The 11,672-nt window shown below is 70.1% G+C and carries 8 protein-coding genes; 6 read left to right on the top strand and 2 right to left on the bottom strand.

The genetic code is table 11. From position 1 onward, the window contains the following. Nucleotides 1-263 precede the first annotated feature (263 nt). Nucleotides 264-1,967 carry a hypothetical protein gene (locus ACFU7D_RS07370; protein ID WP_378865149.1) on the top strand — a complete coding sequence of 568 codons (1,704 nt, stop codon included), beginning with the start codon at nucleotides 264-266 and terminating at the stop codon, nucleotides 1,965-1,967. A 7-nt stretch (nucleotides 1,968-1,974) separates the two neighbouring features. On the opposite strand, the gene ACFU7D_RS07365 is transcribed toward ACFU7D_RS07370, so the two are convergent. Beyond that, nucleotides 1,975-2,898 carry an N-acetylmuramoyl-L-alanine amidase gene (locus ACFU7D_RS07365; protein WP_378865146.1) on the bottom strand — a complete coding sequence of 308 codons (924 nt, stop codon included), beginning with the start codon at nucleotides 2,896-2,898 and terminating at the stop codon, nucleotides 1,975-1,977. 2 nt (nucleotides 2,899-2,900) lie between these two features. Continuing rightward, nucleotides 2,901-4,325, bottom strand: coding sequence for an aminopeptidase P family protein (locus ACFU7D_RS07360; RefSeq protein WP_378728747.1), 1,425 nt, complete (start codon nucleotides 4,323-4,325; stop codon nucleotides 2,901-2,903). Between the two features lie 124 nt (nucleotides 4,326-4,449). Here ACFU7D_RS07360 and ACFU7D_RS07355 point away from each other — a divergent pair, with 124 nt between their 5' ends. The 5 genes from ACFU7D_RS07355 to ettA all read left to right on the top strand — a co-directional run bounded on the left by ACFU7D_RS07355 (nucleotide 4,450) and on the right by ettA (nucleotide 11,581). Beyond that, nucleotides 4,450-5,616, top strand: a complete 1,167-nt coding sequence (locus tag ACFU7D_RS07355) for a PrsW family intramembrane metalloprotease (protein WP_378728746.1) — start codon at nucleotides 4,450-4,452, stop codon at nucleotides 5,614-5,616. Continuing rightward, nucleotides 5,613-7,466, top strand: coding sequence for a dynamin family protein (locus ACFU7D_RS07350; RefSeq protein ID WP_378865143.1), 1,854 nt, complete (start codon nucleotides 5,613-5,615; stop codon nucleotides 7,464-7,466). Before ACFU7D_RS07355 ends, ACFU7D_RS07350 begins: the two co-directional genes overlap by 4 nt. A gap of 42 nt (nucleotides 7,467-7,508) precedes the next feature. Beyond that, nucleotides 7,509-9,161: a GTP-binding protein gene (locus ACFU7D_RS07345; protein ID WP_378728744.1), complete on the top strand. Its 1,653-nt coding sequence runs from the start codon at nucleotides 7,509-7,511 to the stop codon at nucleotides 9,159-9,161. Nucleotides 9,162-9,311: 150 nt separating this feature from the next. Continuing rightward, on the top strand, nucleotides 9,312-9,839 hold the full coding sequence (gene ssb / locus ACFU7D_RS07340; protein WP_378865140.1) for a single-stranded DNA-binding protein: 528 nt from the start codon (nucleotides 9,312-9,314) through the stop codon (nucleotides 9,837-9,839). Nucleotides 9,840-9,898: 59 nt separating this feature from the next. Continuing rightward, the gene (ettA, locus tag ACFU7D_RS07335) at nucleotides 9,899-11,581 is read left to right on the top strand and encodes an energy-dependent translational throttle protein EttA (protein WP_378728741.1); all 1,683 of its coding nucleotides are present in this window, start codon (nucleotides 9,899-9,901) and stop codon (nucleotides 11,579-11,581) included. Nucleotides 11,582-11,672 lie beyond the last annotated feature (91 nt).

The following is an 11,672-nucleotide window of genomic DNA, read 5'->3' as shown; positions in this document are numbered from 1 at the left end:
TCAGAAGCGCTCATCAGCCGCCGTCGCAGGGTGCACCGGAGCCGGTCGCACCGCCGCGTCTGCCGCAGCGGGGTGCCGATCCTGAGCAGGGTGGTCTGTCGTTGCCGAGGCGTGGGCAGGTTTCCGCCACACCTGCGCCAGAGCCCGACACGGAGCCGGCCCCGTTGCCGCTCGAGCAGGTCAGGCGTACGCCTGGGGCTTCGATGGCGCCTCAGCTGAATATGTCCGCGCCCAGCGGAGAGCAGCCTGCCTTCGGTGGTGGCATGGCCCCGCCGCCGGCAGAGTCGGATGGTGGTGGCCTGTTCGGGCTGGCGGCGCGTACGCCGAAGTTCGAGCCAGAGCTAGCTTCCCAGTCGCAGTCGCTCTTCCTGCCCAAGCGCAAGCGCGTCGCGGAGGAGCCCGAGCCGACCCCGGCGCCGGATCCTGAGCCCGAGGTGCGGGCGGCCGCCCCGGCGCCGCTCCCGGACCTCCCGACGCGGCCCCCGGTGCAGGAGCGCGCGCCCGAGCCGCCCGCCCCCGCGCCGCAGATGCCGGAGCCGCAGGCGCCGCTGACCCCGGAGCCGATGGCTGCGCCTCCGCTGCCCGAGCGTCCGGCCGCGGCGTACCACCAGAGTGCGGAGCACCCGACCTTCGTCGAGCCCGCGCCGCAGTTCGGTGGCCCCGGCCCCGAGCCGACGTATGAGCCGACGTATGAGCCGGCCTACGAGCCGGCCTACGAGCCGGCCTACGAGGCGACCCACGAGGCGATGCCGCCGGTGGATCGACAGGCTCAGGACAGCACCCAGGTCGCGATGAGCCCTCGGTTCGACGCCGTCGACGAGGAGGCCGCCGGAGGCACCCGTCCGCGTGACGAGTTCGAGCAGTTCGCGCCGCCGCAGCCGCAGTTCGACGCCCCGGCGCCCGAGTCGCGCTACGACGACGGTCAGCCCGATCTCGGCCAGCCTGATCTCGTCCAGCCTGGTCTCGTCCAGCAGGCCCCGACCTACGGTGACCCCGCCTACGCTCCGCTCGCGCCGCAGCTCGAGCCGAACCAGGCGCAGTGGTCGCAGGGCTACGACCAGCCCTATGACCAGCCCCATGACCAGCCGTACGGCCAGGGGCCCGACCAGGGCTACGACCAGGCGTACGAGCAGCCCTACGGGCAGCCGCAGGACCGGTCCCAGGACGAGTTCAGCCAGCCGTACGGTGACCCCTACGGCCAGAACGCCTACACCGACGCCACCCTGGTGGGGCAGCCGCCGGTTGGCGGTGGACCCACCACCCCGGCCCCGCCGCCGATGGCGCCGCAGGGTTACGACCCGTACGGGAACGGCTACGACGCCCGCTACGAGCCGCAGCGCGGTCAGGGCGGTCAGGGCAAGGGACCTGGTGGTCTCGACCTGAAGCGCTGGGGCCTGATCGTCCTCGCGCTGGCCGTCGTGGTCGCGATCATCGCCTTCGTCATCGGGCTGATCAACAGCAACGACGACGCCAACGCCGAGACCGGCACCACCCAGGGCGCCACCACGACCGAGGGCGGTGCCGCGGCCGAGGCCAAGAAGATCGACGACCTCATCAAGACCTCGGCCAAGGACAAGGCGGCCATCGGCGCCGCTCAGGCCGACCTCGAGGCGTGCGAGAACATCGACGAGGCGATCCAGACCTTCCAGGACGCCGCGACGTCCCGCGAGAAGCTTGCTGCGAAGGTCGCCAAGATCGACACCGCCGTCCTCCCGGGGTCGCGGAAGCTCGTCAAGAACCTCGAGTCCGCGTGGATGACCTCGCAGAACGCCGACCTGGCCTTCGCCGCCTGGGGCGAGAAGCGCAAGGTCAACGCCGACGGCGAGTGCGTGGGCGGCAAGGGGAAGCTGGAGAAGGCGACCACGCTCAGCCTGGCCAGTCACGATCCGAAGAAGGCGGCCGCCAAGGCGTGGGGGCCGATCGCGGAGGAGTACGGCTACAAGTCCGTCGAGTGGACGAAGCTCTGAGCTGAGCTCAGCGTGAGCGGAGGTACGCCGCCATCGCCCGTTTGATGGCGGCGGCCGTCCGTGCCTGGAACCGGTCGGACTTCAGCAGCCGCGCGTCCTGGGGGTTGCGCATGTTGCCGGTCTCCAGCAGCACCTGCGGCACGGTGGTCAGGTTGAGTCCGGCCAGGTCGTCGCGCTCCACGAACCCGCCCTCACCGAGGTAGTCGGCCAGCGGCATCCCGGTCTTCCGCATCTCGGTGCGGAGCATCCGGGCGTAGCGTCGCGAGGGCTCGACGACCTCGTCGTTGGTGCCCGAGGGCACCGGGATCAGCAGCGAGTAGCCCCGCTCGGACGCGGCCGCACCGTCGGCGTGGATGTCGATCGCGACGTCGGCCTTCGCGTCGTTGATGGTCTTCGCGCGCTCGTCGATGCACGGCCCGACCCCTTCGTTGCTGCCGCGGGTCATGACGACCTTGGCTCCGGACTCGCGCAGGTCGGTGGCGAGCTTCTGGGCCACCGCCCAGGTGAAGTCGGTCTCCGGGTAGCCGTCGTTGGTCGCCGTACCGGTCGTGTTGCACGGGCTCTCGGAGCGCCCGTTCCACACCGGCTCGTTGATCACTTCCGGGGCGCCGGCATTGCCGCCGTTGTGGCCCGGGTCGATCCCGACCACGGCTCCCTCGAAGATGTCGTCCGCTCCGCTCGACGCGGAGGTGGAGGCGGAGGCGGAGGGAGACGTCGTGGTTGATGGCGAGGCGGCGGGCTGCTGCCGTGGCGTACGTCCTGGGCTGCAGGCCATCAGGGCCGAAGCCAGGGCGAGGCTGCCCACGACCGCGGCCGCTGACCGAGGTACCTCGGTGAGCAGTCGCTGCCCTCGTGGAACTCCACGAAGGAAGCGCGACTCGACCGAGTCACCCTTCGACAGGCTCAGGACATCGCCTCGGTCAGCATCCAAGCTCACAGATGCTGGCCCATCCACGCTTCGACGTCGTCGGCCGTACGCGGCAGGCCGGCGGAGAGGTTCACGGAGCCGTCCTTGGTGACGACGATGTCGTCCTCGATGCGGATGCCGATGCCGCGCAGCTCCTCGGGAACGAGCTTGTCCTCCTTCTGGAAGTAGAGGCCCGGCTCGACGGTGAGCACCATGCCCTCCTGCAGCGGTCCCTCGATGTAGGTCTCCTTCGACGCGGAGGCGCAGTCGTGGACGTCGAGGCCGAGCATGTGGGAGACGCCGTGGAGGGTCCAGCGGGAGTAGGTCTTGTTGTCCTCGGAGAGTGCCTCGTCGACGGACACGGGGAGCAGCCCCAGGTCATCCAGCCCATGAGCGAGGATCTCCATGGCGGCGAAGTGGCCGGCCCGGAAGGTCACGCCCGGGCGGATCGCCTCGATGCCGGCCTGCTGGGCCTTGTAGACGAGCTCGTAGAGGTTGCGCTGGAGCGGCGTGAACTTCCCGGAGATGGGGAGGGTGCGGGTGATGTCGGCGGTGTAGAGGTTGTGGCCCTCGACGCCCATGTCGAGCAGCACCAGCTCACCGGGGACGATCGGGCCGTCATTGTCGATCCAGTGCAGCGTGGTGGCGTGGGACCCGCCGCCGACGATCGAGTCGTAGCCGAGGTCGTTGCCCTCCGCGCGGGCGCGGCGGAAGAAGGTGCCCTCGATCCAGCGCTCGCCGTGCTTCAGGACCTGGTCCCACTCGCGCACCGCGTCGGTGAAGCCGCGCACGGTGATGTCGCAGGCCTCCTTGAGCTCGCCGAGCTCCCACTCGTCCTTGATCAGGCGCAGCTCGGAGAGCGCCTTGGCGAACTCCTCGTCGCGGGATGCCTCGGCCGGAGCGACCAGCTTGTCGACGTCGGCCGACACGCCGCGGTGCACCCGGGTCGGGGTCGAGCCGGCCAGGTCGGACTCGAGCTGGTCGACGTGGCGTACCTCGATGCCCAGGGAGTCGGAGAGCTCCCGGGCAGAGGGACGCGCACCGGCCCAGAGCGCGCCGTACTGACGGTCGCGGAAGAACTCGTCGGTGTCGCGACCGCTGCGCGGGCGGGCGTACAGGACCGAGGAGCCGTCGGGCTCGATCACGACGACCGCGTCGGAGGTCTGGTTGCCGGTCAGGTGCACGTGCGCGGTGTCGGCGCGGAAACGGTAGTCGGTGTCGTTGGCGCGGACCTTGTAGGTGCCGGCCGGGACGACCAGGCGCTCACCCGGGAAGATGCCCGAGAGGCGCTCGCGGCGGGCGGCCGCCCACGGGGTGATCGGATGCTCGGGAACCTCGACCTCGCGGTCGTCCCAGCCCTCTCTCATGAACTTCGACCATGCCTCCGGAACCGTCTGGTCGTGGCTCTCGGTGTGGTCGTCTGCAGGAGTGGGGGCGCCGTTGTCCGTCATACCGGAATCGTACGCCGCGCCGGATCTGCAACGCTCGTGAGTTCCCAGGCCACGCGGGTGGCGAGGACGTCTCGATCGGTGTCTGGTCGCGCGTGCGGTCCGCTTGCCCGATAGTCTGGCGCGCATGGGGGCGATCCCGAAGGATCCGACAAGAGGCAACCGCACGTTCACCATCGTGGTGGGCGTGCTTGTCGTGCTGACCTCTTTGCCGGTTCTCGGCATCGTCCTGCTGAGCACCAGCGTCGTCGATGACCATCTTGCTCCGACCGGCGCGATCCTGGGAGTGCTCTTCGCGGCCATCCCGGTGGTGCCGCTGGTCTATGCCTTCCTGTGGCTGGACCGCTACGAACCCGAGCCGAAGTCGCTGCTCGCACTCGGCCTGGGGTGGGGCGCCTTCGTCGCGGTCGCTGCCGCGCTGATCGTGCAGAGCGTCGGGGCGCTGCTCGCCGGATGGAGCCAGCCGACCCAGCTCGCGATCGTGGCTCCGGTCACCGAGGAGGCGGCCAAGGGGCTGTTCCTCTTCGTGCTGCTGGTCTGGCGCCGCCACCTCCTCGACGGGGTGCTGGACGGGATCGTCTACGCCGGCATGGTCGGCATCGGCTTCGCCTTCACCGAGAACATCCTCTACCTGGGCGGCACCTACAACGGCACGCCCGGCATGGGCGACAGCTCCGCGGGACACATCGGTGAGTTCACCGCCGTCTTCGTGATGCGCTGCCTGTTCAGCCCCTTCGCGCACCCGCTCTTCACCGCCTTCACCGGCATCGGCATCGGCATCGCGGTGGTGACGCGCAAGCGCTGGCTGAAGGTCGTGGCGCCGCTGCTGGGCTTCGGCATCGCGGTGCTCGCCCACGGCACCTGGAACGGTTCGACGCTGCTCTATGACGGGGCCGGTTTCCTGCTGGCGTACGTCGTGGTGATGGTGCCCGCGTTCGTCTCGATGGTGGTCTTCGCGGTGTGGCGGCGAAAGTCCGAGCGGATCGTGCTGACCCGGTCGCTGACCGACGCCGCCCAACGCGGGCTGATTCCCTACACCGACGTCGGCTGGGTGGTCGATCTGCGGCGCCGGGAGCAGGCGCGGAGGTTCGCGTCGACCCACGGAGGGGCTCAGGGGGTTGCGGCCATGCGTGAATACCAGCAGGCTGCCATCGAGCTCGGATACTTGCACTGGCGATTCCTGCGCGGCAACCCGCCGCCAGACTTCGCCGCCCGGGGGAGGGCATACGTTGACCGCATCAGTGAGGTACGTCCACACATCGCGTTCCCGAGCGGGCAGGTGATGACCGGATGAGTGAAGAACACACAGACGACGACACCGCTCCGGAGACCCGGCCGGCGGCCTACGAGGCGCTGACGGCGGGGATGCTCGCGGAGAAGCCGACCACCGAGTTCGAGGCCGTTCGGGCCGAGATCGAGGCGTCCGGCGGCGAGAGCAACCGGATGGTGACCTCGCTCATCCAGCTCCACCAGGCGCTGACCGAGGTCACCCTGCCGCTGGACCTGCCCGGCATCGACGAGCAGCGGGCGGCCAGGCAGAACATGGTCGAGCAGCTCGAGGACTACGTCATCCCGCGGATGATGACCATCGACGCGCCGCTCCTCGCGGTCGTCGGCGGCTCCACGGGCGCCGGCAAGTCGACGCTGGTGAACTCGCTGGTCGGCACCAAGGTGACCACGCCGGGCCTGTTGCGGCCGACGACCCGCTCGCCGGTCCTGGTGCACAATCCCGAGGACGGCCGCTGGTTCGGCCAGGACCGTCTGCTTCCCGAGCTGGAGCGGGTCAACCACCCGACCAACGACCCCGGTGCGCTGCAGCTGGTCGCCAGCGACCGGCTCCACCCCGGCCTGGCGATCCTGGACGCGCCCGACGTCGACTCGGTCGAAGAGGCCAACCGTGTGCTCGCGGCCGAGCTGCTCGCCGCGGCCGACCTGTGGGTCTTCGTCACCTCGGCCGCGCGCTACGCGGACCAGGTGCCGTGGGAGTTCCTCCAGCTCGCCGCCAACCGCTCCACCGCGGTCGCGGTGGTGCTCGACCGCACCCCGACCGAGGCCGTCCAGACCGTCGCTGGCCACCTGGCCCGGATGCTCGCCTCGCGCGGGCTCAAGGACTCACCGCTCTTCATCGTCCACGAGGGCGAGGTCTCCGAGCACGGGCTGCTGCCGGCCGAGCACGTCGCCGAGGTGCGTGCCTGGCTCGACATGCTCGCCGACGACGCCACCGCGCGGCACCAGGTCGTCACCCAGACCCTCGACGGTGCGGTGCGGGCGCTGACCCTGGAGGTCCACCCGATCGCCGACACCGCGGACGGTCAGGGAGAGGCCGCGCAGCGGCTGCGTACCGATGCGGACATGGCCTACGACAAGGCGCTCGAGGCGATCATGGCGGCGACCGCCGACGGCACGCTGCTGCGCGGCGAGGTGCTCGCGCGCTGGCAGGAGTTCGTCGGGACCGGGGAGCTCCTCAAGGCGCTGGAGACGCGGGTCGGGATGCTCCGCGACAAGATCCTCGGCTCGATCAAGGGCAAGCCGCAGCAGGCCGAACGGGTGACCGCGGCCGTGCAGGGCGGCCTGGAGATGCTGATCCTCGAGCAGTGCGAGGCGGCTGCCGAGAGGGCGGAGGCGGCCTGGCAGATGAGTCCCGCGGGCCGCGGGCTGCTCGAAGCCGGCCCCGCCGACCTCGGCCGAGCCTCGCGTGCGCTGCGGCCCAGGGCCGAGCGTGCGGTGCGCGACTGGCAGCAGGACGTGCTCGACATGGTGCGCAGCGAGGGTCAGGACAAACGTACGACCGCGAAGTTCCTCTCCTACGGGGTCAACGGCCTAGGCGTCGCGCTGATGGTGGTCGTCTTCGCCTCGACCGGCGGAGCGCTCGTCGGTGCCGAGGTGGGCATCGCCGGTGGCACGCTCCTGCTCGGCCAGAAGCTGCTGGAAGCGGTCTTCGGCGACCAGGCCGTGCGCGGGCTCGCGTCCAGGGCGCGCAAGTCGCTGGAGGTACGCATCGTGGGTCTCGTCGATGAGGAGCGTGCGCGCTACACGGGTCAGGTCGACGCGCTGCAGATCGACCATGGTGCACCGGAGCGACTGCGGCACGCTGCGCGGAAGGTCGGCGACGCTCGTTTCGCCAGCCAGCGCGGCGATGACTGAGACTTGTCACGCTGTGCCTGATCAAGATGCGAAGGGGGACCATTGAGCGGCCTGCTCGAAGGTGCGAAGAACCTGGTCAGCCGAGGTGGAGACCTCGGTGATCGGCTGGACGGACTGACCGCTGCGACCGTGGCGGCGACGGGGCGCCTCGACGACGGACTCGTCGAGGACGCGCGCACCGTGGTCAACAAGGCCCAGGGACGCCTCAAGCTCTCCGCCGACCACACGGTCGTCGGGGTCGCGGGGGCGACCGGGTCGGGCAAGTCGTCCACGTTCAACGCCCTGACCGGGCTGGAGCTCTCCGCCGTCGGTGTCCGGCGGCCGACCACCTCCTGGGCGACCGCCTGCGTGTGGGGTTCGGAGGGCGCTCAGGAGCTGCTCGAGTGGCTCGGCATCCCCGAGCGTCACCAGACCACCCGCGACTCGATGCTCGACACCCGCCGTGAGGGGCACGAGCTCGACGGCGTGGTGCTGCTGGACCTGCCCGACCACGACTCCACCGAGGTCTCCCACCATCTCGAGGTCGACCGGCTGGTCGAGCTCGCCGACATGCTGGTGTGGGTGCTCGACCCGCAGAAGTACGCCGATGCGGCCATCCACGACCGCTATCTGCAGCCGCTCCGGACCCACTCCGAGATCATGGTCGTGGTGCTCAACCACATCGACCGCGTTCCCGAGGACCGTCGTGAGTCGATGCTGGGTGACGTACGCCGCCTGCTCGACCAGGACGGGCTGCGCAACGTCCCGGTGATCCCGGTCTCGGCCAAGCTCGGCTGGGGGATCCCGCAGCTCAAGACCGAGATCGCCCAGCGGGCAGCGGCGAAGCGGGCGAACAAGTCGCGGCTCTCGGCCGACATCAAGACCGCCGCAGTGAAGCTCGCCAAGGCGTCCGGCGACGCCAAGCCGCGCTCCCTGGCCAAGCCCCGGGTGGAGGCCCTCGAGGACGCCATCTCCGAGGCTGCCGGGGTGCCGACCGTGGTGGACGCGGTCGAGCGCTCCGTACGCACCCGGGCCCGGGCGGCCACCGGCTGGCCGCTGGTCTCGTGGGTCTCCCGGCTTCGGCCCGATCCCCTGAAGCGGCTGCACCTCTCCCTCGGGGAGGAGGCGACCCAGCTGGCCGGGCGCGCCCGGACCTCGCTGCCGCAGACCACCGCCGTCGAGCGGGCGCGGGTCGACACCGAGGTGCGTCAGCTGGCCGACGAGGCCGGCGCCGGGCTCGCCTCGCCGTGGCGAGACGCGATCCGGCGGGCATCGGTCTCGCGGATGGACGACCTCGCCGACAGGCTCGACGCCTCGGTCGGCGGAGTCGACCTGAACGCAGAGCGGCTGCCGCTGTGGACCGGGCTGGTCAAGGCGCTCCAGTGGCTCCTCATCGTGCTCGCCACCGTCGGGCTGGTGTGGTCGGTGGCGCTGCTTCTCTCCGGAGCCGCTCAGCTCGGCGACGTGACGCCCTCGGTGGCCGGGGTCGAGCTGCCTTACGTCCTCTTCCTCGGGGGTGTCGGGCTCGGGCTGGTGCTGTGGGCCGTGTGCCACCTGTTGGTGATCACCACCGCACGACGGCGGGCGCGCTCGGCCGATGCGCGGCTGCGTACGGCGGTCGCCGACGTCTCCCGCGAGCTCGTCGTCGACCCGATCGAGACCGAGCTGGCGGCCTACACCGCCCTTCGGCACGGGGTGGCCAAAGCGCTGCGCTGACCGGTCGGCGGGCCGATCACTGTCCACAGGGAGGGTTCGATCCGGGGTTGTCCACAGGCGGACGTACGCCGCCCGGAAACTGTCGGTGGTCGAGCGCAGGGTTGTCTTCGAGGCCCGCATCAGGTGGGCGCGAACACTGAGGAGACAACGATGAACGACTCGATCATCACCCTGCGCGGCAACGTCGGCGCCGACCCCGTCGTGCGAAGCGTCGGTGAGGTCTCGGTGGCGAACTTCCGGATCGCGTGCACGCCGCGGAAGCTCAACCGGTCCACCGGTGAGTGGAGCGACGGCGTCACGCAATGGTTCTCGGTGAGCGCCTGGCGGCAGCTGGGGGAGAACGTCGGGCGCTCGCTGCGCAAGGGCGACCCTGTCGTCGTCCAGGGGCGGCTGTCGGCGCGCAGCTACGTCAACAAGGACGGGCTCGAGGTCAACACCTTCGAGGTCGAGGCCAACGTGGTCGGCCACGACCTCAACCGCGGCATGTCCAGCATCTCGCGCAACCCGCGTACGTTGGCCGCGGTCGCCGCGCCTGCCTCCGAGCCTCGCGAGGACGATCCCGAGCGGGACCCGCTCTCCGACTGGCGTGCCCCGGGCGCCGACCCGTGGGACCAGAAGCCGGAGACCCCCGACGATGGCGAGGCTCCCGCCGAGACAGAGGCGTCCGTGGCGGCCTGAGGTGAGCCGGGCGTGCGCCGGTTGTACCGGCGTGCCCCGACCTCATTAGGGTGGAGCCCATGGCCGACTACATCCTCTCCCTGCGCAATGTGCGCAAGGCCCACGGCGACAAGGTCGTCCTCGACAACGTCACCCTCTCGTTCCTGCACGGTGCCAAGATCGGCGTCGTCGGCCCGAACGGCATGGGTAAGTCCTCGCTGCTCAAGCTGATGGCCGGGCTCGACCACCCGAACAACGGCGACATCGTCCGCGACCAGGACGCGACCGTCGGGATGCTCCAGCAGGAGCCGCCGCTGACCGAGGGCAAGACCGTCCTCGAGAACGTCGAGGAGGCGGTCGGCGAGATCAAGACGAAGATGAAGCGCCTCGAGGACGCCTACATGGAGATGGGTGACCCCGACGCCGACCAGGACGCCCTGATGGCCGAGACCGGGGACCTCCAGACCTACCTGGACAACATCAACGCCTGGGACATCGACTCCAAGCTGGAGCAGGCGATGGACGCGCTGCGCTGCCCTCCGGGCGACGCGATCGTCGACAACCTCTCCGGTGGTGAGCGCCGCCGGGTCGCGCTGTGCAAGCTGCTCCTGCAGGAGCCCGACCTGCTGCTGCTCGACGAGCCCACCAACCACCTCGACGCCGAGTCGGTGCAGTGGCTGGAGGGTCACCTCAAGTCCTACAAGGGTGCCGTCCTGGCGGTCACCCACGACCGTTACTTCCTCGACAACGTCGCCGAGTGGATCGCCGAGGTCGACCGCGGCTCGATCCACGGCTACGAGGGCAACTACTCCACCTACCTGGAGACCAAGAAGGACCGTCTCAAGGTCGAGGGGCAGAAGGACGCCAAGCGCGCCAGGATGCTCGAGAAGGAGCTGGAGTGGGTCCGCTCCAACGCCAAGGCCCGCCAGACCAAGTCGAAGTCGCGTCTGGCCCGCTACGAGGAGCTCGCCGCCGAGGCCGACAAGGCCCGCAAGATCGACACCGCCGACATCAACATCCCGCCGGGCCCGCGCCTGGGTGACGTGGTGATGGAGGCCAAGGGCCTGGTCAAGGGCTTCGAAGGCCGCACCCTGTGGGACGACATCTCGTTCTCCCTCCCGCGCGCGGGCATCGTCGGCATCGTCGGCCCCAACGGTGTCGGCAAGACCACGCTGTTCCGGATGATCACCGGCTCCGAGAAGCCCGACGCGGGTGAGCTCAACGTCGGCCAGACGGTGAAGATCTCCTACGTCGACCAGAGCCGCGGCGGCATCGACCCCAACAAGAACGTCTGGGAGGTCGTCTCCGACGGCCTGGACTTCATCAAGGTCGCCAACTTCGAGATGAACTCGCGGGCCTACGTCGCCTCCTTCGGCTTCAAGGGCCCCGACCAGCAGAAGAAGGCCGGCGTGCTCTCCGGTGGTGAGCGCAACCGCCTCAACCTCGCGCTCACCCTGAAGCAGGGCGGCAACATGCTGCTGCTCGACGAGCCCACCAACGACCTCGACGTCGAGACCCTCTCCTCGCTGGAGGACGCGCTGCTCGACTTCCCCGGCTGCGCCGTGGTCACCTCCCACGACCGGTGGTTCCTCGACCGCATCGCCACCCACATCCTCGCCTGGGAGGGCACCGAGGAGAAGGAGGGTGAGTGGTTCTGGTTCGAGGGCAACTTCGAGTCCTACGAGGCCAACAAGATCGAGCGCCTCGGCCAGGAGGCCGCCCGCCCCCACCGTGTCACCCACCGTCGCCTCACCCGCGACTGATCAACCGCGCCGAGTCGGCGCGTTCTGACCGAAAACCCGGCCGAGGCGGCTCGGTTTTGAGGGGCGGCGCGGGCCGGTTGTTCGTCCGGGT

The organism is Nocardioides sp. NPDC057577, assembly GCF_042801335.1.
GTDB lineage: Bacteria > Actinomycetota > Actinomycetes > Propionibacteriales > Nocardioidaceae > Nocardioides.
This window is presented reverse-complemented; position numbering and strand designations above follow the sequence as displayed.